This window comes from Streptomyces buecherae (assembly GCF_014295035.1).
Taxonomy (GTDB): Bacteria; Actinomycetota; Actinomycetes; order Streptomycetales; family Streptomycetaceae; genus Streptomyces; species Streptomyces youssoufiensis.
This window is the reverse complement of sequence record NZ_CP060404.1, coordinates 2,959,982-2,981,103: the sequence shown is the minus strand read 5'-3', so window position 1 is coordinate 2,981,103 and position 21,122 is coordinate 2,959,982. Positions and strand designations below refer to the sequence as shown.

The window sequence follows — 21,122 nt, the reverse complement described above, 5'->3', positions numbered from 1 at the left end:
GGCGGCGTGGTCGCTGGCGAAAGAGGAGGTTGGTGGATGAGCGGTGCGACCGTCGAGACGTACGAGAACCGCACACCCGACGCGGAAGGGTGGCGGGGAATTCCCTTTCGGCACCCCAGGGACCTGGAAGCCGTCGCCCAGGACGACGGGGGCAAGCACGACGGTGGGCCCATGCCGCCGGAGGCGCCCCGGGAGCCGCAGCCGGGCGGGGGCGACGGGGACGCGTAGCTCCCTGGCCGAGCCCGCCCCCGTGAGTCGCTGAAACAACCCAGCGCCCGCGTGCCGTGGCACGCGGGCGCTGGGGTTACCGAGGGGGCGGCGGTCGTTACACGCCGCCCGGGACCGGCTGTGCCGGTTCCGCGTCGCCGTCGCTGGCGAGCAGGGAGTCGTCCTGCACGCGGGCGCCGGGGAGCTGGTAGCGGGCGGTGATCAGCGCGGTGTCCACGTCGCGGGTGCCGGTCGAGACACACAGCGTGTAGGCCACATCGTCCATGCGCTGCCGTGCCGCCTCGTCTCCAGCCTCCGCGTGGAGTGTGCGCAGTGCCTCGTACTGCTCGACGAGCCGTTGCAGGACCGCGGGGTGGGCCATCAACACGTGCGTCTCCTTTCGCTTGGGGACGATCGACGTCCGCTCCTCGGGTACCCGGGGCACCCACGGCGTACTCCTTTCGATATCGCGGCCCGGCAAACTCGTCCCACGGGTGGCACCGGACGCCTGGAACGGCACAGCACGGCGCGGCACGGTCACAGAACGCAACGGCACGGGGCCCGGGCCTGGTCGGCCGCGGGCCCCGTGTCGTGGGCGAGGGGATCAGATGGCGGGGGCGAACCGCTCCCAGACCCGGTGGTGGGGCAGCAACTCCGTGAGGCGGTCGAGGGCGGCGTCGCCGGACTCGGCCACCACGACGCCCGGCGCGTCGGCCGGGATGCCGGCCGCGGCAAGCACCGTGTCGGCGCCGGCCCAGCCGCCGATCGCCTTCCCGTGCCGGTACGCCTCCGAGAGCATCAGCAGCACCCGCGGGTCGGTCGCGGCGGCGGCGCGCGCCGACTCGTCGCCGGCCTTGGCGTCCCGCGCCCCGTACCCGTCCGCGCCCGGGCCCGGCACGCCGGCCAGCAGGAGGGCGTCGAACTCGATGGAGCGGGCGGTGGCGAACGAGCGCTGGATGGCGATCGGGTCGCCGTTCGGGTCGAGCTGGCCGCCCGACGGTGCCACGACCAGCGGCACCATGCCCGCGTCCAGCACCGCCTGGCGCACCGCGCGTACCCCGTCCAGGTCGCCGCCGCCACCCGTGACGATGCCGATGATCCGGCCGTCCAGCGGCCAGCTCTGGCCCAACTGGGACAGCGCCGGGCTCGGCCGGACCGGGGTGAGTTCCTCGGTGGGCTCGGGCACCGGCAGGCCGAGGCCGGTGGCGACCTGTTCGCACAGCTCCGGGTCGATGTTGGCCAGCACCCTGAGCTGCCGTTCCTTGACCGCGTTCTCGTAGCACTTGCCCAGCTCGAAGGTGTACGCGGCGATGATGTGCTCGCGCTCCACGTCCGTCATGCTCTGCCAGAACAGCCTCGGCTGGCTGAAGTGGTCCTCGAAGGTGGCCGGCGACTCCCGTACCTTGCGGGCCGCCGGTACCTCGGCCGGCACCTCGATGTACGCGCCGGTGTCCGCGCCGGCCAGGAACGGGCAGCCGCCGTCGAGCGAGTTGGGCCGGTACGGGGCGACGCCTCGGTGCACCGCGTCCTGGTGGAAGCCGTCCCGCAGCATGTCGTTGACCGGCGCGTGCGTGCGGTTGATCGGGATCTGACCGAAGTTGGGGCCGGCGAGCCGGGTGATCTGGGTGTCCAGGTACGAGAACAGCCGCCCGGCGAGCAGCGGGTCGTCGGTGATGTCGATGCCGGGCACCAGGTGGCCGGGGTGGAAGGCGACCTGTTCGGTCTCGGCGAAGAAGTTGGTCGGGTTGGCGTTCAGCGTCAGCAGCCCGATCGGCTGCACGGGCGCGATCTCCTCCGGGACGATCTTGGTCGGGTCGAGCAGGTCGATGCCCTCGTACATCTGCTCCGGGGTGTCGGGGAAGGTCTGGATCCCCAGCTCCCACTGCGGGTACGCGCCCGCCTCGATCGCGTCGGCGAGGTCGCGGCGGTGGAAGTCGGGGTCGACGCCGCCGGCGATCTGCGCCTCCTCCCAGACCATGGAGTGCACGCCCAGCTTCGGCTTCCAGTGGAACTTGACCAGCGTCGTCTTCCCCTCGGCGTTGACCAGCCGGAAGGTGTGGACGCCGAACCCCTCCATCGTGCGGTAGGAGCGCGGGATGCCACGGTCGGACATGTTCCACAGGGTGTGGTGGACCGCCTCGGTGTGCAGCGAGACGAAGTCCCAGAACGAGTCGTGCGCGCTCTGCGCCTGCGGGATCTCCCGGTCCGGGTGCGGCTTGCCGGCGTGGATGATGTCGGGGAACTTGATCGCGTCCTGGATGAAGAACACCGGGATGTTGTTGCCGACCAGGTCCCACACACCCTCGGTGGTGTAGAACTTCGTCGCGAAGCCGCGGGTGTCACGCACGGTGTCGGCCGAGCCGCGCGAGCCCAGCACGGTGGAGAAGCGCACGAACACCGGCGTCGCCACGTCCTTGGCCAGGAACGCGGCCTTGGTCACCTGGCTGGCCGTGCCGTAGCCGTGGAAGACGCCGTGCGCCGCCGCGCCGCGCGCGTGCACCACGCGCTCCGGGATGCGCTCGTGGTCGAAGTGGGTGATCTTCTCGCGCAGGTGGTGGTCCTGGAGCAGCACCGGGCCGCGCGGGCCGGCCTTCAGCGACTTGTCCGTCTCGTACAGCCGCGTGCCCTGCGCGGTCGTCAGGTACGAACCGGCCTGCGCCACGTCCCCGGGGTCGGCGCCGGTCGGCTGCCCGGTGGGGGAGACGGTGGCGGGGGAGCCCTGGTCGGGCTTGGGCGGCAGCGGGCCGCGGGGCTCGGTCGGCTCGTCGACCGGCGGCGTCTCGGGCCCCGGCTTGCCCGGGATGCCGTCGGCCGGGCCGGGGACGTCGCGCAGCGCGTCGGCCAGCTTCTCGGCCGCTGCCTTGATCGGATTGGACTTGCCCATCATTCCTCCGTGCCTGGGGGGCGGTGTGGTGCGGTACCGAGAGCGGCAACGTCACAGCCTTGACCGTGGGGACCGGTCGACAAACGAGAGCGCCCGGCGAGTTCAGCCAGGCGGCGCGCGCCCGGACGAGCGTGCGGCCCCTGCTGGGTGAGGGGGCGCGGACCCGAAGCGGGCCCGGCGCGCTCGGCCGGCGGCGTGCCCGAAGCCGACTGGCGGGTACGCCGCGATGGACGCGCCGGGCGTGCCGGGCGCCGCTTCGCGGCCGGCGAGGGCCGTGGCGCGGCCGATCGGTGGGTGGGGGCGGAAACGCGGTCGAAGGGAAACACGGCGGCCCGAGTACCCGCCCGTACGCGGCTCACGCGTGCGGCGGTGAGACGAACCCCACCAGGCGGGGTGGGTGGGCCCTCTTCCCCGCCGGCAGGCGACAGCGTCGGTGGCCTCCGGCGTCGCGTCGCGACGAGGCGGGTGTGTCCATGGCGCCGTCGGGGGCAGGAGGGAGGCTGTGTCAGTCCGGCGCCCGCCGACGAGGAGGCCGGCCCACGCCGCCGGTCGGCCCGGTGGTCCCCATGGACCCGGCGGTCCCGGTGCTCCCGGTGGGCGGGGTCGCTCCCGGCCGACAGCGGCGGCGAACGGTGGGTCAACGAGGGCGGAGGTGCGAGCCTTGTTCGAGGATTTCGAGGCCAGGCAGATCCGGGTCGGCGAAGCGTCGATCTTCGTGCGGTACGGCGGTCAGGGGCCGCCGGTGGTACTGCTGCACGGCCACCCACGGACCTCCGCGACCTGGCACCGGGTCGCCCCACTCCTCGTCCAGGCCGGCTTCACCGTGGTCTGCCCCGACCTCCGGGGTTACGGCCGGTCCACCGGCCCGGCGCCCACCGCGGACCACACCGGGTACGCCAAGCGGGCCGTCGCCGGTGACGTGGTCGAGGTCATGCGCTCCCTGGGCCACGACCGCTTCGCGCTCGCCGGGCACGACCGCGGGGGCGCTGTCGCGCTGCGTCTCGCGCTCGACCATCCCGACACGGTCTCGCGGGTGGCGCTGATCGACTGCCTGCCCATCAGCGAGCACCTGTCCCGCATCACGACCGAGTTCGCCACGCAGTGGTGGCACTGGTTCTTCTTCGCCCAGCCGGACATCCCCGAGCGGGTCATCAACGCCGACCCGGACCGCTGGTACCACGGCGATCCGCACCGCATGGGCCAGGAGAACCACGACGAGTTCCGCGCGGCCACGCGCAACCCCGACGTGGTGCGGGCGATGCTGGAGGACTACCGGGCCGGCCTCACCGTCGACCGGCGACACGAGGAGGAGGACCGCGCCGCCGGGCGGCGCGTCCGGTGCCCGGCACTGGCCCTGTGGTCGCTGCGGGACGACCTGGAGGACCTGTACGGGGACCCGTTGCGGATCTGGCGGCAGTGGGCACCGGACGTACGGGGCCACGGCATCGACTCCGGGCACCACGTGGCCGAGGAGGCGCCGCAGGCGCTCGCCTCCTCCCTCGCGGACTTCCTCGCCCCGCCGCCCGAGCGGTGAACCGGCCCCGGGCCGCCCCTCGCCCGCCCTCCGGGAACGCGGACGCACCGGGTAGCTGACGGCGGGCGCGGTCGGCCGGCGGCGACGCTCAGCACGTCGGACCGGCCCACGGGGCGGCCGTCCCGACCGGGGACGGCCGCCCTCGGACGGCCTCGGACTCAGGCGGTCGGCGCCGGTGCCGGCGCGTCGGGGTCGGCCGCGGAGCGGCGGCGTACGGCCGTGGCCAGGCCGGCCACGGCGAACGCGAGGGCGACGAGCACGGCGCTGACCCACAGGGGCGCGCGGTAACCGGCGCCCGCGCCGATGGCCAGGGCGCCGGCCGCCGGGCCGACCGCGGCGCCCACGTTGAACGCGGCCGTGGCGAAGCTGCCGCCGAGGGTGGGGGCCGCGCCCGCCGCGTACAGCGCCCGCGCGATCAGCGTGGAGCCGACGGCGAACGACAGCGTGCCCTGGACCAGCACGAACGCGACGGTGGCCACCGCGCTGCCGGCCGTCAGCGCGAACGCGGCCCAGCCGACGAGCAGCGCCGCGCCACCGGCCAGCAGGAGCGGCACCGGGCGGCTGTCGGCCACCCGGCCGCTGAGCGTCACGCCGAGGAACGAGCCCACGCCGAACAGCGCGAGCAACACCGGCAACCACCCCTCGCCGAGGCCGGTGACCTCGGTGGCCACCGAGGCGAGGTAGGTCAGCGCGCAGAACGTCGCCCCGTTGACCAACGCGCCGAGCAGCAGCACGACGGAGAGCCGCGGCGCGCGCAGGGCGCGCAGTTCTCGGCGCGCGCTGACCGGGCCCGCCGCCGCGCCCGCCGTCGCGGGCACGGCCCGCACGATGGCGAACACGGCCGGCGCCGAGACCACGGCCACGGCCCAGAACGCGGCCCGCCAGCCCCAGAGTTGGCCGAGCAGCGCGCCGCCGGGCACGCCCGCGACGCAGGCCACGGTGACGCCGCCGAGCAGCACGGAGGTGGCGCGGGCCTTGGCGTTCGGCGGGGCCAGGCTGGTCGCGGTGGCCAGCGCCACCGCGAGGAAGCCGGCGTTGGCCAGCGCCGCGAGCACCCGGGTGCCGAGCAGCACCGGGAAGCTCGTGGTCACGGCGCCGATCACGTGCAGGACCAGGAACGCGTTCAGGAACACCAGCAACGCGCGCCGGCGCGACCAGCGCATGCTGGCCAGCGCCATCAACGGCGCGCCGATCATCATCCCCACGGCGAACGCCGAGGTCAGCGTCCCCGCGGTGGAGACGGACACGTCGAGGTCACGGGCGATGTCCGGCAACAGGCCGGACAGCATGAACTCAGAGGTTCCCTGGGCGAATACCGCGAGGCCCAGCATGTAGAGCGAAAAGGGCACGGCGAGACTCCGAAGCATCGGATGGATCGGAACCATCGGAAGGCCGGTGCCGGGTGGCGGCGGCGGTCGGCGGCACGGCGGCGGGCCGCGGCGCCGCCACGGCAGGGCGCGAGCGCATCGGCTCGGCGACCCGACCGGGAGGCGCGCGGCCACCGCGCGCACGACCCACCGCCGCGGGCACCGGGCGCGCCGACGGCTGGGGTAAGGGGAGACAGCCCGTAACGCGGTGATCCGATGGCGTGCCGTGCGCGACGTCGCGTACGAGGAGGCAGCCCGCTACGGCGAGCGCGGCCCGGCCCCGTACGCGCGGGGCGGGTGACGCGTCCACCACGGCCGACGGAGCCCGGGCCCTGTGCGGGCGGGGCTACGGTGCGGCAACGCGGAAAGCCACCGGATGACCGGTGGCTAGCGTCTGGACGCCTCGGGGCTGGACATGGTGCCGCAGCGTAACGGGACGGCGGTCGCGGCGTCCACGCGTTTACGTGGCCGCCCCGCGCGGCAGCGCACCCCGACCGACCGACCGACCGACCGACCGACCGACCGACCGACCGACCGCGCGGCAGCGCACTCCCCACTCCACCCCCGCGCGGCAGCGCACCCCGACCGCCCGCGCGGCAGCGCACCCCGCACCCCGGCCGCCCGCGCGGCAGCGCATTCCCCACTCCGGCCCCGCGCGGCAGCGCAACCCACGTGGCCCAGTCCGCGACCCGGATAGCCGCGCTCGGCGTGCGGGGCAAGATCGCGCGGGGTGATATCGGGTCCTAAGTGTGCTTCGGGACCTTGAGGAGGCTCCATGCGCGGAGTCAGGCGCGCCAAGTGGGCCGTCTGTGGGCTGGCCGCCGCGATGGTGGCCGCCGGCTGTGGCGGCGGAGGCGGGGACAGCGGCGGCGGAGGCGGCGACGGGACGGGCACCGTGCGGTCCTCGTGGGGGGACCCGCAGAACCCGCTGGAGCCCGCGAACACCAACGAGGTGCAGGGCGGCAAGGTCCTGGACATGATCTTCCGCGGGCTCAAGCGGTACGACCCGAAGACCGGCAAGGCCCAGGACATGCTGGCCCAGAAGATCGAGACGAAGGACTCGCAGAACTACACCGTCACCATCAAGAAGGGGTGGACCTTCCAGAACGGCGAGAAGGTCACCGCCAAGTCCTTCGTGGACGCCTGGAACTACGGCGCGCTGCTCGACAACAAGCAGAAGAACGCCTACTTCTTCGAGTACATCAAGGGGTACGACAAGGTCCACCCCACCTCGGGAAAGGCCAGCGCCAAGACGCTGTCCGGGCTCCAGGTGAAGAACGACACCACCTTCACCGTCCAGCTCACCCAGAAGTTCTCGACCTGGCCCGAGACGCTGGGTTACGCCGCGTTCGCGCCGCTGCCCCGAGCCTTCTTCGAGAACCACGACGCCTGGGTGAGCAAGCCCGTCGGCAACGGCCCGTACCGCGTGGACTCGTACAAGAAGGGCACGTCCATGCGGCTCAAGAAGTGGGACAAGTACGGCGGGCCGGACAAGGCCCAGAACGGGGGCGTGGAGCTGCGGGTCTACACCGACGTCGGCACCGCCTACACCGACCTGCAGGGCGGCAACCTCGACCTGGCCGACGACATTCCCGCCGCGCAGCTCAAGAACGTGAAGCAGGACCTGGGCGACCGGTACATCAACCAGCCGGCCGGCATCATCCAGACCCTCACCTTCCCGACGTACGACAAGCGGTGGAGCAAGGCGGGCTCCGAGAAGGTGCGGCGCGGCCTGTCGATGGCCATCGACCGCGAGCAGATCACCGAGCGGATCTTCGAGAAGACCCGCACCCCGGCCACCGACTGGACCTCACCGGTGCTCGGCGCCGACGGCGGCTACAAGGCGGGGCTGTGCGGTGACGCGTGCGAGTACGACCCGAAGAAGGCCAAGCAGCTCATCGAGGAGGGCGGCGGTCTGCCCGGCGGCAAGATGACGATCACGTACAACGCCGACACCGGCTCCCACAAGGACTGGGTGGACGCGGTGTGCAACAGCATCAACAACGCGCTGGACAAGGAGAACGCCTGCGTCGGCGCCTCCATCGGCACCTTCGCCGACTTCCGCAACAAGATCACCGACCGGCAGATGCGCGGCCCGTTCCGCGCCGGCTGGCAGATGGACTACCCGCTGATCCAGAACTTCCTGCAGCCGATGTTCTACACCAACGCCTCGTCCAACGACGGCGGGTACAGCAGCGATGAGTTCGACGGCCTGGTGGACCGGGCCAACGCCGAGTCGGACAGCGCCAAGGCCGTCAGCCTCTTCCAGGACGCCGAGAAGGTGCTGGCCAAGGACATGCCCGGCATCCCGCTCTGGTACCAGAACGGCAACGCGGGCTACTCGGACCGGCTCAGCGACGTACGCCTGAACGCGTTCAGCGTGCCGGTCTACAACGAGATCAAGGTCGGCTGACGCCCGGCTCGGCGCGCCCACGCCCCGGCCGGAGCGCCCGGGCCACGCGCGCCGAGCCGTCGCCCACCCGGCCCTCCGGCCCCCGGCCCCACCCGCCGCACCAACCCCCCTCCCCCCGGAGCCCCCATGGGACGCTATGTGATCCGGCGGCTGCTCCAGATGATCCCGGTGTTCATCGGCAGCACGTTCCTGATCTTCTTCATGGTGTACGCGCTCGGCGACCCGGTGGCCGCGCTCTTCGGCGACCGGGCGCCCGACCCCGCCACCGCCGCGCAGATCCGCGAGGACCTCTACCTGGACGAGCCGCTGTGGAAGCAGTACCTGCACTACATGGGGCAGATCTTCCAGGGTGACTTCGGCACCGCCTTCAACGGCCAGCCCGTCACCGAACTCATGGCGGACGCCTGGCCGGTGACGGTGCGCCTGACGCTGGTGGCCATCGCCTTCGAGATCCTCATCGGCATCACCCTCGGCGTCCTCAGCGGCCTGCGCCGAGGCCGGGCCATCGACACCACCGTGCTGCTGCTGAGCCTCATCGTCATCTCCATCCCGACGTTCGTCAGCGGCTACGTCCTCCAGTACCTGTGCGGCATCAAGTGGAACACCGTCAGCCCCACCGTCTCGCCCGACGCCCCACTGAACGAACTCCTGCTGCCCGGCGTCGTCGTCGGCCTGGTCTCGCTCGCCTACGTCACCCGCCTGACCCGCACCTCGATCGCCGAGAACGTGCGCGCCGACTACGTGCGCACCGCCCTGGCCAAGGGCCTGCCGCGGCGCCGCGTCATCACCCGGCACCTGCTGCGCAACTCACTGATCCCGGTGGTCACCTTCATCGGCACCGACATCGGCGGCCTGATGGGCGGCGCCCTGGTCACCGAGCGGATCTTCAACATCCACGGCGTCGGCTACCAGCTCTACCAGGGCGTCCTGCGGCAGAACTCGCCCACCGTCGTCGGCTTCGTCACCGTCCTCGTGCTGGTCTTCCTGGTCGCCAACCTGCTCGTCGACCTCCTCTACGCCGTGCTCGACCCGAGGATTCGCTATGCCTGAACCCCCACACGGGCCGGGCCAGGGCCCCGCCCACGGCCTGCCGCCCGACCCGCACACCGCCGTCGCCCCCACCGGCGGCCCCGCCCTCGACCTGGCCAGCAGCGAGGCCCAGACCCTGGAGGGCGGACAGCCACCGGGCGGACCAGGACCCGAGGCCCGGGTGGGCAGCCTGTGGTCGGACGCCTGGCGCGACCTGCGGCGCAACCCGGTTTTCATCATCTCCGCGCTGATCATCCTGTTCCTGATCGTCATCGCGATCTGGCCCTCGCTCATCGCCAGCGGCAGCCCGTACAAGGCCAACCTGGCCAAGGCCCAGGAGGGCGCGGAGCCGGGGCACCCGTTCGGCTACGACGTACAGGGCCGCGACCTGTACACCCGGGTCGTCTACGGGGCCCGCGCCTCCATCGTCGTCGGCGTGTGCGCCACCGCCGGCGCGGCCCTGCTCGGCAGCCTGCTCGGCGGGCTCGCCGGGTTCTTCGGCGGCTGGGGCGACGCGGTGCTCTCCCGGGTCGCCGACATCTTCTTCGGCATCCCGATCGTCCTTGGCGGCCTGGTCTTCCTGTCCGTGATCACCAGCGGCTCGGTGTGGCCGGTGGTCGGCTTCATCGTGCTGCTCGGCTGGCCACAGATCTCCCGCATCGCGCGCGGCTCGGTCGTCACCGCCAAACAGAACGACTACGTCCAGGCCGCCCGGGCGCTCGGCGCCAGCAACGGGCGGCTGCTGCTGCGCCACATCGCGCCCAACGCGGTGGCCCCGGTCATCGTCGTGGCCACCATCGCGCTCGGCACCTACATCTCCCTCGAAGCCACGCTCTCCTACCTCGGCGTGGGCCTCAAACCCCCGACCGTCTCCTGGGGGATCGACATCTCGGCCGCCTCCACGCACATCCGCAACGCCCCGCACATGCTGCTGTGGCCGGCCGGCGCGCTCAGCATCACCGTGCTGGCCTTCATCATGCTCGGCGACGCGGTGCGCGACGCCCTCGACCCCAAGCTGCGCTGAGGAGCCCCGCAGGTGACCGTCGTCAACGAGCCCAGCCCCCACCCCGCCACCGAAGCACCCGCCGAACCCCTGCTCGACGTGCGCGACCTGCACGTCGAGTTCCGGCTGCGGGACGGCGTCTCGCAGGCCGTCAACGGCGTCAGCTACGCCGTCCGGGCCGGCGAGACGCTCGCCGTGCTCGGCGAGTCGGGCTCGGGCAAGTCGGTCACGGCCCAGGCCATCATGGGCATCCTCGACTCGCCCCCCGGCTACGTCACCGCCGGCCAGGTCCGCTTCCAGGGCCGCGACCTGCTCACCCTCGGCCGCGAGGAGCGGCGCAAGGTGCGCGGCGCGCAGATGGCGATGATCTTCCAGGACGCGCTGTCCGCGCTCAACCCGGTCGTCTCGGTCGGCGCCCAACTCGGCGAGATGTTCGAGGTGCACCGGGGCCTGTCCCGCAAGGCGGCCCGCCAGCGCGCGATCGAGCTGATGGACCGGGTACGCATCCCGGCCGCCGCGCAGCGCGTGGGCGACTACCCGCACCAGTTCTCCGGCGGCATGCGCCAACGCATCATGATCGCCATGGCGATGGCCCTCGAACCCGCCCTGATCATCGCGGACGAGCCCACCACCGCGCTGGACGTGACCGTGCAGGCCCAGGTCATGGAGCTGCTCGCCGAACTGCGCCGCGAACTGGACATGGGCCTGATCCTCATCACCCACGACCTGGGCGTGGTCGCCGACGTCGCCGACACCATCGCGGTGATGTACGCCGGCCGCATCGTGGAGAACGCGCCCGTGCACGACCTCTACCGCGCCCCGGCCCACCCGTACACCCGCGGCCTGCTCGACTCCATCCCGCGCCTGGACCAGAAGGGCCAGGAGCTGTACGCCATCAAGGGCCTGCCACCCAACCTCATGCACATCCCACCCGGCTGCCCCTTCCACCCGCGCTGCCCGCGCGCCCGCGACGTGTGCCGCGTGGACCGCCCACCGCTGTACGAGGTGACCGACCCGGGCAGCGTGGCCGACGCGGGCGGCGTCGGCGGGGGCGGCCGGACCAGCGCGTGCCACTTCTGGGAGGAGACCCTCGATGACGAGTGAGCCGATCCTCGAAGTACGCGACCTCGTCAAGCACTACCCGCTCACCCAGGGCATCGTCATCAAGCGGCAGATCGGCGCGGTCAAGGCGGTCGACGGGGTCAGCTTCGACCTCGCCCCCGGCGAGACGCTGGGCATCGTCGGCGAGTCGGGTTGCGGCAAGTCCACCGTCGCCAAACTCCTGGTCCACCTCGAACGCCCCACCCGGGGCAGGATCTTTTACCGTGGCGAGGACATCAGCCGCCTGTCGGGCCGCGCCCTGAAGGCCGTACGCCGCAACATCCAGATGGTCTTCCAGGACCCGTACACCTCGCTCAACCCGCGCATGACGGTCGGCGACATCATCGGCGAGCCGTACGACATCCACCCCGAGGTCGCGCCCAAGGGCGAACGCCGGCGCAAGGTACAGGAGTTGCTGGACGTCGTCGGCCTCAACCCGGAGTACATCAACCGCTACCCGCACCAGTTCTCCGGCGGCCAGCGCCAGCGCATCGGCATCGCCCGCGGCCTCGCCCTGCGTCCGGAGATCATCGTCGCCGACGAACCCGTCTCGGCCCTCGACGTCTCGGTGCAGGCCCAGGTCGTCAACCTGCTGGAGAAGCTTCAGGCGGAGTTCGACCTCAGCTACGTCTTCATCGCGCACGACCTGTCGGTGGTCCGGCACATCTCCGACCGGGTCGCGGTGATGTACCTCGGCCGACTGGTCGAGGTCGGCACCGAGACCGAGATCTACGACCACCCCACCCACCCGTACACCCAGGCCCTGCTCTCCGCCGTCCCCGTCCCCAACCCCGAGGCCCGCGAACACCGCACCCGCATCCTGCTCACCGGCGAGGTCCCGTCCCCGGCCAACCCACCCTCCGGCTGCCGCTTCCGCACCCGCTGCTGGAAGGCCCGGGAACGCTGCGCCCTGGAAGTCCCCCTGCTCGCCGTCCCCGCCGAGTTCCGCGACCTCCCGGGCCCGGTGGCCCACGACTCGGCCTGCCACTTCGCGGAGGAACGGGACGTGGTCCCGAGCGCGGGGCCTACGCGGCCGGCGGGGGCGGATGGGGCGGGTGTGCGGGGTGAGTCGGGTGACTCGGGCGAGGTGCCCGGGCCGCAGCCGCCCGAGCCGGGGGCGGGGTCGGGGGAGGCGCCGCCCGAGTGGGGGGCGGGGGCGTAGCTTCGGCCGCCTGGGTGCGGGCGTCGGGATCGGAGGAGGGGCGACCTCGGCGCCCTCGGACTCAGACGGGCCAGGAGCGGTCCGGGGCGTCCAGCCAGGCGGCCTGCCCGTCCGCCGTGACGGTCAGCCCGAACCGCTCGTGCCCCGGCCCGCCCTCGCCCTCCCACCACCGGTAGGCGGCCTCGACCTCGTCCCAGAGCCGGCGCGGTCCCGACTGCCAGACCCGGGCGCTGGCACCGTCCCGGAACAGCACGCACGCCCACGAGCGATCGTCGAGCCCGTAGAACCACACCGGCCGCGACCCGTCCCGTCGCTCCGCGAGGACGTGATGGCAGCGCGGCACCCGCAGCCCGACGGCGAACCGCTGCGGTGCGAACCGCTCCCCGAGCAACGCGTCCTCCGTCAACTCCGTGGTCGAGACATCCCGTTCCTCCGGCCCGCCCGTCGCGTAGTCGCCGTGCACGACGGGCGCCAGCCGCTGGGCCCGGAGCTTCATGAACTCCACGGGCCCGGTGAAGAACCCCGCCGCGCTCCGCCCGTCCCGCGCGACCGTGAGGCGGGCGATCCCGTCACCGTTGCCGAAGTCGGTCCCCCAGGGGAGGACGACCAGCCCGCCCGGCCGCGTCTGCCGCACCCACGCGAACGGGACCCGCCGCACCCCGGCGGTGACGATAACCCGGTCGTACGGCGCGCCCTCGCGATGCCCCTCGTAGCCGTCCCCGTGCACCACCCGCACCCCCGCCCCGAACCGTTCCAAGGTGCCCCGCGCCCGCGCGGCCACCGCGCCGTCCACCTCCACGCTGACGACGTTCCCCGCGCCGGCCCGGTGCGCGAGCAGCGCCGCGTTCCACCCGGTCCCGGTGCCGACCTCCAACACCCGGTCACCCGGGCGCACGTCCAGGTCCGCCAGCATCCGGAACACCACGCTCGGCATCGACGCCGACGACGTGGACACCCGCCCGGGCTCCCGGCCGCTGTGCGCCCCGTCGTCCCACTGGGTGACCACGGGCACGTCCGCGTCCGCGTACGCCTGCCAGGCATCCGGATCGTCCGCCCGGGAGACGGCCACGCTGGTGCCCGCCGCCATGTCGAAGGGCCACATCACCTCGGGCAGGAACGCCGCCCGGGGCACGGCCGCGAAGGCGGAAGCCCAGTCCGGGGTGAGGACGCCTCCCGCGGTGAGGGCGCGCGCCAACTCGGCGTGGCCGGTGCGCTCGCGATGGGCGTGCGCGGTCACGGCGTCCCCGCCGCCTTCTTCGGGGGATTGGGGACGCCGGGGCCGCCGTCCGGCGTGGGCGGGGCGGGCGGGCCGGGCCACGGCTGTCCCGGCAGGCCGTCGCCTGCGTCGCCAGCGGTGGTGTGGGGCGTGTTGTGCTGCATGGACAACTCCTGCGAAGTGTCGTGCCGTTCAGTCGTTCGGTCGCCGCTCACGGGGTGTCTCCGGTGCTTCCGCTGGCGACAGGTAACCCCTGCCACAGCACGGTGGGCCGTACGTCCAGCAGGAGCGTACGCAGCGCGTGGACCAGCGCCACGCGGCCCAGCTCGCCCACGGGCGTCCACACCAGCTCGTGGGCGCCCTCGCAGCCACACGAGGGCAGGGCATCGGAAGCCAGACGGCCACCGTCGAGCACCAGGCCGAGCTGTTCGAGGGAGCCGGGCTCGGCGGGCTGTTGGTCCACGGCGAGCAGCCGGAGCGGCGGTGGCGGGAGTGCGAGGCCCAGGGCGCCGGCGACCCGTTCGGCGGCGTGCTGCACCGACTCCCCGGGCCTGAGCAGGACCCCGGGCGGCCCCGCCTCGTCACCCCGCGCGACCTGGAGGACTCGCGGCCACAACTGTTCCTCCTCGCGTGGGTTGGAGGTGTCGGCGGGACACCAGACGAGCAGGTGCACCCACGTCTGCCTGGGCGTCAGAAGCGCGTCGATCACACCGCACCGCCCGGATGCCGTGGGGGAGCGTGACGCTCCCTGACGTGCTGGTCGAGTTCGGTACTCGCCTGCACGTACGCGTCGTCGTCACGGCGAGCGCGGGCGCGCTGTCGGCGCACCATGAGTTCGCGGCAGACCTGGCAACGGGACGCGTTGCGCGGGCGCCAGTCACGGGGACGGATCACGGGGTCACCTCCGGGGCCTGGGACGCCGCCTGCGCGCGCTGGGGGGCCGCCTCCACGCGGCGAAGCGCTGCCCCGGCGCGGTGGAGCGGGCAGCGGCACGGGGGCCAGGCGGCGGTGGCGGCGTACGCGAAGTCCTCTCGGAAGACGGCGTCGGAGTCGACGGTGACGACGGACGGCGGACCGTCGGGGGCGGACCCCTCCCCGACGCGCGCTCGGTAGACCCGCAAGGTCATCTTGTGTTCCAAGGTCGATTTCCCTGTAGAGCTGGCGATCACCGGTTGTGATCGATTGCCTACAAGCGTTGCCCCTGCGGGGCTAAGATTCCAGGTCAGACGCCATTCCAACCCGCTTAAGAAAACGGGAAGTTGCGCATGAGCGAGGGGAACCCCGTCCGGCCAAAGGGTGCCGCCGCGTACTTCGGTGACGAGGTGCGAGCGTTGCGCGAGTCCCTGGCTATGTCGCAGGAGAGGTTCGCGGACGAGTTGCACTTCGGGCAGAGCCAGGTGTCGAAGGTGGAGAACGGTACGGTGCTCGCGTCGGAGGCGTTCGCCCGAGCGATAGACGTACTTGCCGGAACGCCGGGGGTGTACCTGCGCCTCCGAACCAAGCTGGCCAAGCGCAGCGGCCATCCAGACTGGTTCGCACCGTACGTTGTGCTTGAGCAACAGGCCACCATGATCCGGATGTTCAATCCGCTGCTGCTGCCGGGACTGGTTCAGACTCGGGCTTACGCCTCGGAGGTTCTCCGTGGAGGTCGCCCGGTGGATCTAGAGGCGCTGGTCGCTGCGCGATTGGAACGGCAGGCCATTCTCACCCGTGAGGAATGGCCCGTGCGCCTGTGGTTGGTGATCAACGAGGCCGTACTGCGGGCGCAGGTGGGTGATGCTCAGACCATGCGCGAGCAGTTGCTTCGCGTACGGGATCTGGCCGAGACTCCGCGGCACCGCGTCCAGGTGGTTCCGGCGGGACGGCTCAACACCGTGGCGGCAAGCTCGTTCGGCTTGTTGTCGTTCAGGGAAGGGCCGGACGTCGCGCACGTAGATGGGTTTCCCCGGGGGTACGTACTCGCGGAATCGAACGACGTCGAGGTGGCCTCGGACGCGTACGATCTGATCAGGGCTTTGGCCCTACCGCCCGGCGATACAGCAGAGTTGATCGACCAGATCCTGAAGGGCTACGACCAATGACCGAGAAGTGGATCAAGTCCAGCTACAGCGCATCGAACGGCGGCGAATGCATCGAGTGGGCCCCCGCTCACGCGACCACGACTGGCGTCATCCCCGTACGCGACAGCAAGGACCCACAGGGCCCGGCTCTGACCTTCGAGCCGTCGGCGTGGAGCGCGTTCGTGGCAGGCGTGAGGGCGGGCGACTTCGGCGCGTAGTCCGTGATGCGCTCGCTGCCGATCGACATGGAGTCCCCGACCGGATGGAGGGGGCTCCACTGCGTCCTATGGCCCACGTGACCCTCTATGTGTTGCCGTACAAGGCGGGTGCCGCTCCCTCCCATCTGCCGTTAACGCTGCTTGCGTTGGACGGTAAACCGCAAGTCGTGTACGCCGAGACACCCACCCATGGTGGGCAGGTGGACGAGGCACCGGACGTGGTGGCTTCCCCGGTCGGCAATTTCGACCCACTACGGATGGCGGCGCTCCCCGAAGCGGAGTCGCTGGAGCTGATGCGCAAGATCAGGGAGGACCACGGCAGATGAACGGCACCGGCCCGGTATGGGTCAAGAGCACGTACAGCGCGGGCGAGGGGCAATGCATCGAGTGGGCCCCTACTCATGCGACCTCAACTGGCATCGTTCCCGTCCGGGACTCGAAGGACCCCAGCGGTCCGACCCTGGCCTTCGAACCTGCCGCGTGGAACGCCTTCGTGGCAGGCGTGAAGGCGGGCGACTTCGGCGCGTAACCCGTTACCCGCCGACACCCGAAGAACCCCCAACCAGACGGTTGGGGGTTCTTCCATTACCAGGCCGGTGGAATGGGCTGCACGCCGTACGAGGTTGGCTGCTCGCTGAGACCGCCCCGGCCCTCGGGCTGCTGCGGGGCCCGTTCCCAACCGCCGGTCCTACGGTCTCGTCAGGGCGTGAGGGTCTTGGTCAGGACGACCGGGTAGCCGATGCGTCCGGTGCCGTCCGAGGGCGGGCGGTGTCCCAGCACGTCGATGGTCTTTCCGGAGGCCAGTACGTCAAAGCTGTTCAGCGGCGGCGCGGCGGCGTCGGCCAGGCCGAGCGAGGTCCAGCGGGTGCCCGTGGCGTTGCCCTGCAGCGCGTCGGTCCGCTCCTCGTCCTCGACGACCACGAACACCGGCGCGTCCCCGTTGACGGTGACCGCGGTCACCGGCGCTGTGCCGGTCGGCAGCGGCTTGCGGGTCCAGGTGCCGTGCGCGTACCGGAGGGCGAAACCGCTCAGGGTGCCGTCCGCCGCCTCGGTCGTACCGCCGGCCCACACCACGCCGCCCGGGCCGGGCGCGAGCGCGTCGAACTGGGCCTGTACGTCGCCGAGGTCCGGCACCCGCACCTCGCGCCAGCTCTTGCCGTCGAAGTGCAGGAGGAGCGGCCGGGTGCCCGCGTCGCCGTACACCGAGCCCGCCGCCCACACGTCGTTGGCGGCCAGCGCGGTCACCGTGACCAGGTGCCAGCCGTCCCGGTCACCGCCGATGGCGGGCAGCTTCGACGTGGTCCAGCGGGTGCCGTTCCAGTGGCTGAGCAGGCCCACGTTCCTGCTGTCGTTCGAGTCGCTGGTGGGAACCTGTGCCCAGCCCGCCGCCCAGGCGTCGGTCGCGGTGCGCGCGTCGACGGCCAGGAAGCCCGCACCGATCGTGTCCTTCGGCACCGGGGCCACCGAGTTCTTCCAGGCCCGGCCGTTCCAGCTCTGGTTGACCACGCCGCCGGACGGCTCGTGGTAGTCGCCGACCAGCACCGCACTGCGGCTGGACGAGGCGTCCACGTCGTTCCACCGCTCGTTGTACCCGTTCGGCCCGGGTATGGTCGCCCGCTCCTTCCACCCGGTGCCCTTGCGGTCGTCGCGCTCCCACAGCGTGGGTACGAACGCGAAGTTGTCCCCGTACCAGTCGAAGCGCATCCCTGACGCCCACGTGACGTGCGCGTCCACGCGCGTCAGGCGGATGCCCGTGGCATCCGGTTCGGCCATCGTCCTCTCCTGCCAGCCGGCGACGCTCGACGCCGGGCCGGCGGACGGGTGGGCGGGGGCGGCGTGCGGGGTTCCGGCGGGGCGGCCGGCGCGCCCGGGTTCGAACGCGTGGTGGCCGGTCGCGGTGCGGCTGATCGGGCCGGCGCCGAGCATGGCCGACGGGTGGGCAAGCCCTTCCTGGGCCGCCGTCCGACCCTCGGCCGGGTCCCCGCTCGGGGAGGCCGCGAGCGCTGGCGCCGTGGTGGCCGTGACTGCTGTGACGGCCAGGGCCGCGCTGACGACCAGACCGGCCCGCAATCGGCCGGCAGCACCAGAATCCGTGCTGAGCAAACTCACCGTACGTCCTCTCGACGTGCATCTCGCCCGGGCCGCCCGCCACACCGCACACGACGCGACCCGGTTGAAGAGGGGCCCGGTGGCCCCTCACTCCTTACCATGGCTACGCAGCGGTCGGAGTTCCCGATTCCGCCGTCCGATCTCCACCAAATGCGGTAGCACATCGTCCAGTTGTGGTGGTCAGGTGGGGGTGGCCACTACGCCTGAGAGTGGCGAGGGTTGCTGAGTGACGACGCGATCACCGTGCCCGGCCGTTCGGCCATGCCGCGGGCGGGCTTCCGGGGCGCTGTCGTGGCGGGCCTGCGTGCCGCCTGTCGGGGTTGCCGGGGGTGACCTGGGCCGGGGTGGGTCAGATCGGCAGGTCCCACCCGGGGCCGGCTTCGGTGCCGAGCCACACCCGCTGGCCGACGGGCGAGATCGTGATGCCGAACTCCTCCTGGTGCGGTTCGCCGGCGGCCTGCCATTGTCGTACGGCCCGCTCGACCTGGTCCCACAGGCGAACGGGGCCGCGCTGCACGACGGTCCAGCCGCCACCGGGGCTGGGGGCCGTCCGAGCCTGTGAGCCGGTGGACACGTCCCAGAGGATCTGTTCCGAGCCCGTCCCCAGGCGTTCGGCGGACGGTGCCGCGAGCTGTGCGACCCAACCACCGGTCCAGTCATCGAGCTTCGTCGGGTCGATCTCGCTCGGGCGCTCGTCTCCGGGCAGCAGCGCCAGCGCCGGTCGGGGCGGGCGATCGTGCGGCCGGGCGATCATGAAGCTGGTGTAGCCGGGCAGGAACCGACCGGTCGCCTCCCCGGGGCCGGTCACATCCAGCGAGACGAGGGCGTTGGCGAGACTCCAACCAGAGAGAGTGACGAGGATCTTCCCGCTCGGCCGGACCTGGTGCAGCCACGGCAGCGGGACGTACCGGACCGAACACGTGGCGATCAGCCGGTCGTACGGGCCTCCGTCCGGATCGCCGCGCAGCCCGTCACCGATGACCAGCCGTGGCGCGAAGCCGGCCGCTTCGAGCGCCACAGCGGCGGCACCGCCGACCACAGGGTCGTATTCGATGCTGGTGATACTGGTGTCCCCGAGGCGGTGCGCACCGAGGGCGGTCGAGTATCCGGTGCCGGTGCCGATCTCCAACACCCGGTGACCGGCTTCGACGCCGAGCTGTTGCCACATGCGCAGCACCAGCGAGGGCAGGGTGGACGAGGAGGAGGGGGAACCGATCGCGGTCCCCTCCGCCACGTCGACGGGTCGGGTTTGCCCGTCCAGTTGGGTGATCAGCGTCTCGTCGGAGTAGATCCCCTCCAGCCACCCGGGATCGCCCTCGCGGACAGGTCGATAGCTGGTCGGTACGGTGCCCGGCACCGGCCTGAAGTAGGCCCCCGCGAACAACTCACGCGGCACCGCGCTGACGGCGCTCCGCCACTCGGGGTCCGTGAGGGCGCCCGTCTCGGTGAGGCTTTCCGCCAACGTCTCGCGGAGCTGCGTCGAAGTGCTCACGTACCGGGGCCTTTCGCTAGCTGCTCGGTGATGGCGTGGGCGATGGCTTTGGTGGTACCCGCCGGCTGCCCTGCCCGTTGGCCGTTCGGGTTGCATTCCAGGAAGTACCAGACACCCTCGGCGGTCACGGCGAAGTCGAACGCACCGTAGACCAGACCGAATTCGGCAAGGTACGCGACGGCGGCATGGGCGATGGGCTCAGGCACGTCGATCGATGTGCACGTCATGAGGTCCTGGCGGCGGCGCCAGTCGATATCGGGGCTGTCGATCCGGACCGCGAACAGTTGGCCACCGACGGCGGTCACGCGCGCGTCGAACTCCTTGCTCACCGTGGCCTGGAATACGTGTGGGCAGACGGCTACGGCGTCAGTGATGTCGTTGGCGCCCACCTCGCGCACCCACACGCTGTGCGGCTGACCGTCCACGCGGTAGGTCGTGTTCCACAGGGGCTTGTAGACGACGCCGCCCGGTTGGTGGGCAGCGAACGTCCTCGCCTCGTCCGGATCGTTCGTGATGACCGTGCTGGGCACCGGGAACCCGCAGCGTTGTGCGGTCGAGAGCTGTGCGGGCTTGGACTCTGCGGCTCGGTTGTGCCAGGGGTGATTCATGTAGTGCGCCGCTGGCAACGACGCGATGATGCCGCCCGCGCCCCACAGCGTTTGTTCTGCGGCGAACCGGCGATCCTGGTCGCTCAGCCCCGGCGGGCCCAGGTAGGGCGACGGCCTCCGCACCCAGACGGAGTGAACGCGCGTGGTGTCGATCTCCCGACTCGCTGTGCGGAGAGTGCCCTGCTGGCCGTCCGCGTGGTACGTGGCGGTCAGCGAGGCACCTGCGTGGAGGTCGGTGCCGGGGTCGAGACGGACCACGGGGACCCGACGGTCGGCGAGGAGCCGTAGCACCAGGTCCGCTGTCACGTCGTAAGGGTTGGTCAGCACCAGCACCGAACCGCTCTCCTGCATCAGTCGGAACTCTGGTCCTGGTCGTATGACTCGGTGCTGTCGGCGTCGGTCGCAGCACCCGGGCCGGCTCCGTCCCCGGGGGCGGTCGTGGTGGGTGTCAGGCCGCTCGTGCTGGTGCCATGGCTACCCAACTCGACCGTTCGCCCGTGCTCGTCGACGATGACGGCGATCTGCGTTTCGGGATCGATCACAGGTGTGTACTGCGGAACCGAGGTAGTCGCCGCGTACGGACCCATGCGTTGCGTGCCCCATGGCGGGGGCGTCTGCGTCATCGGTGGTGTACCTCCGTCTCCTCGTGACTCGGCGAGGCCAACTTGTCGGCGTGCACGCTGTGTTGTCAATCACACCTGCGACTGAATCACCTCGGC

At 71.9% G+C, this 21,122-nt stretch carries 23 protein-coding genes; 11 read left to right on the top strand and 12 right to left on the bottom strand.

The features are described from left to right. Positions 1–36: 36 nt before the first annotated feature. Complete coding sequence (locus H7H31_RS10965; protein ID WP_187063716.1) at positions 37–228, top strand: hypothetical protein; 192 nt, start codon at positions 37–39, stop codon at positions 226–228. A 97-nt stretch (positions 229–325) separates the two neighbouring features. On the opposite strand, the gene H7H31_RS10960 is transcribed toward H7H31_RS10965, so the two are convergent. Together H7H31_RS10960 and H7H31_RS10955 are read right to left on the bottom strand one after the other, a co-directional pair. After that, positions 326–595 carry a DUF5133 domain-containing protein gene (locus tag H7H31_RS10960; protein WP_187063733.1) on the bottom strand — a complete coding sequence of 90 codons (270 nt, stop codon included), beginning with the start codon at positions 593–595 and terminating at the stop codon, positions 326–328. A gap of 216 nt (positions 596–811) precedes the next feature. Continuing rightward, on the bottom strand, positions 812–3,091 hold the full coding sequence (locus H7H31_RS10955) for a catalase (RefSeq protein ID WP_187063715.1): 2,280 nt from the start codon (positions 3,089–3,091) through the stop codon (positions 812–814). Between the two features lie 661 nt (positions 3,092–3,752). Between H7H31_RS10955 and H7H31_RS10950 the strand changes: the two genes are divergently transcribed. Further along, complete coding sequence (locus H7H31_RS10950; RefSeq protein ID WP_187063714.1) at positions 3,753–4,625, top strand: alpha/beta fold hydrolase; 873 nt, start codon at positions 3,753–3,755, stop codon at positions 4,623–4,625. 158 nt (positions 4,626–4,783) lie between these two features. On the opposite strand, the gene H7H31_RS10945 is transcribed toward H7H31_RS10950, so the two are convergent. Beyond that, on the bottom strand, positions 4,784–5,974 hold the full coding sequence (locus tag H7H31_RS10945) for a Cmx/CmrA family chloramphenicol efflux MFS transporter (protein ID WP_187063713.1): 1,191 nt from the start codon (positions 5,972–5,974) through the stop codon (positions 4,784–4,786). Between the two features lie 793 nt (positions 5,975–6,767). Here H7H31_RS10945 and H7H31_RS10940 point away from each other — a divergent pair. The 5 genes from H7H31_RS10940 (at position 6,768) to H7H31_RS10920 (ending at position 12,700) form a co-directional block, all read left to right on the top strand. Further along, positions 6,768–8,405 (top strand): peptide ABC transporter substrate-binding protein, encoded by a 1,638-nt coding sequence (locus H7H31_RS10940; RefSeq protein ID WP_187063712.1) that lies wholly within the window; start codon positions 6,768–6,770, stop codon positions 8,403–8,405. 126 nt (positions 8,406–8,531) lie between these two features. Beyond that, entirely contained in the window at positions 8,532–9,455 is a 924-nt protein-coding gene (locus tag H7H31_RS10935; RefSeq protein WP_176163882.1) for an ABC transporter permease, read from the top strand. Then, positions 9,448–10,458, top strand: coding sequence for an ABC transporter permease (locus tag H7H31_RS10930; protein WP_187060089.1), 1,011 nt, complete (start codon positions 9,448–9,450; stop codon positions 10,456–10,458). The genes H7H31_RS10935 and H7H31_RS10930 overlap by 8 nt, the downstream gene beginning before the upstream one ends. 12 nt (positions 10,459–10,470) lie before the next feature. Continuing rightward, complete coding sequence (locus tag H7H31_RS10925; protein WP_232109788.1) at positions 10,471–11,541, top strand: ABC transporter ATP-binding protein; 1,071 nt, start codon at positions 10,471–10,473, stop codon at positions 11,539–11,541. Further along, on the top strand, positions 11,531–12,700 hold the full coding sequence (locus H7H31_RS10920) for an ABC transporter ATP-binding protein (protein ID WP_187117896.1): 1,170 nt from the start codon (positions 11,531–11,533) through the stop codon (positions 12,698–12,700). The genes H7H31_RS10925 and H7H31_RS10920 overlap by 11 nt, the downstream gene beginning before the upstream one ends. Positions 12,701–12,761: 61 nt before the next feature. Here the strand turns inward: H7H31_RS10920 and H7H31_RS10915 are convergent, their stop codons facing one another. The 5 genes from H7H31_RS10915 to H7H31_RS10895 are packed head-to-tail and all read right to left on the bottom strand — an operon-like array spanning position 12,762 to position 15,055. Next, positions 12,762–13,937 (bottom strand): methyltransferase domain-containing protein, encoded by a 1,176-nt coding sequence (locus H7H31_RS10915; protein WP_187059582.1) that lies wholly within the window; start codon positions 13,935–13,937, stop codon positions 12,762–12,764. Continuing rightward, complete coding sequence (locus H7H31_RS10910; RefSeq protein WP_187117895.1) at positions 13,934–14,080, bottom strand: hypothetical protein; 147 nt, start codon at positions 14,078–14,080, stop codon at positions 13,934–13,936. Before H7H31_RS10910 ends, H7H31_RS10915 begins: the two co-directional genes overlap by 4 nt. Before the next feature lie 47 nt (positions 14,081–14,127). Next, positions 14,128–14,625, bottom strand: coding sequence for a hypothetical protein (locus H7H31_RS10905; RefSeq protein WP_187060793.1), 498 nt, complete (start codon positions 14,623–14,625; stop codon positions 14,128–14,130). Then, complete coding sequence (locus H7H31_RS10900) at positions 14,622–14,810, bottom strand: hypothetical protein (protein ID WP_187060792.1); 189 nt, start codon at positions 14,808–14,810, stop codon at positions 14,622–14,624. The genes H7H31_RS10905 and H7H31_RS10900 overlap by 4 nt, the downstream gene beginning before the upstream one ends. Next, positions 14,807–15,055: a hypothetical protein gene (locus tag H7H31_RS10895; RefSeq protein ID WP_187060791.1), complete on the bottom strand. Its 249-nt coding sequence runs from the start codon at positions 15,053–15,055 to the stop codon at positions 14,807–14,809. Before H7H31_RS10895 ends, H7H31_RS10900 begins: the two co-directional genes overlap by 4 nt. A gap of 126 nt (positions 15,056–15,181) precedes the next feature. Between H7H31_RS10895 and H7H31_RS10890 the strand changes: the two genes are divergently transcribed. From H7H31_RS10890 to H7H31_RS10875, 4 genes are read left to right on the top strand one after another with little or no spacing between them, the layout of a single operon-like run. After that, positions 15,182–15,997 (top strand): helix-turn-helix domain-containing protein, encoded by an 816-nt coding sequence (locus H7H31_RS10890; protein ID WP_187060790.1) that lies wholly within the window; start codon positions 15,182–15,184, stop codon positions 15,995–15,997. Further along, entirely contained in the window at positions 15,994–16,194 is a 201-nt protein-coding gene (locus H7H31_RS10885; protein ID WP_187060789.1) for a DUF397 domain-containing protein, read from the top strand. The genes H7H31_RS10890 and H7H31_RS10885 overlap by 4 nt, the downstream gene beginning before the upstream one ends. 44 nt (positions 16,195–16,238) lie before the next feature. After that, entirely contained in the window at positions 16,239–16,520 is a 282-nt protein-coding gene (locus tag H7H31_RS33830) for a Scr1 family TA system antitoxin-like transcriptional regulator (protein WP_222624934.1), read from the top strand. Continuing rightward, positions 16,517–16,723, top strand: coding sequence for a DUF397 domain-containing protein (locus H7H31_RS10875; RefSeq protein WP_187060787.1), 207 nt, complete (start codon positions 16,517–16,519; stop codon positions 16,721–16,723). The genes H7H31_RS33830 and H7H31_RS10875 overlap by 4 nt, the downstream gene beginning before the upstream one ends. Positions 16,724–16,893: 170 nt before the next feature. On the opposite strand, the gene H7H31_RS10870 is transcribed toward H7H31_RS10875, so the two are convergent. The 4 genes from H7H31_RS10870 to H7H31_RS10855 form a co-directional block, all read right to left on the bottom strand. After that, positions 16,894–18,303, bottom strand: coding sequence for a hypothetical protein (locus tag H7H31_RS10870; protein WP_187060786.1), 1,410 nt, complete (start codon positions 18,301–18,303; stop codon positions 16,894–16,896). A 349-nt stretch (positions 18,304–18,652) separates the two neighbouring features. Continuing rightward, positions 18,653–19,795, bottom strand: a complete 1,143-nt coding sequence (gene tgmC, locus H7H31_RS10865) for an ATP-grasp peptide maturase system methyltransferase (protein WP_187060785.1) — start codon at positions 19,793–19,795, stop codon at positions 18,653–18,655. Continuing rightward, a complete protein-coding gene (gene tgmB / locus H7H31_RS10860) occupies positions 19,792–20,754 on the bottom strand; it encodes an ATP-grasp ribosomal peptide maturase (protein ID WP_187060784.1) in 963 nt (320 codons plus the stop codon). The genes tgmC and tgmB overlap by 4 nt, the downstream gene beginning before the upstream one ends. Next, on the bottom strand, positions 20,754–20,990 hold the full coding sequence (locus tag H7H31_RS10855; protein WP_372454650.1) for a putative ATP-grasp-modified RiPP: 237 nt from the start codon (positions 20,988–20,990) through the stop codon (positions 20,754–20,756). Before H7H31_RS10855 ends, tgmB begins: the two co-directional genes overlap by 1 nt. Positions 20,991–21,122: the final 132 nt, after the last annotated feature.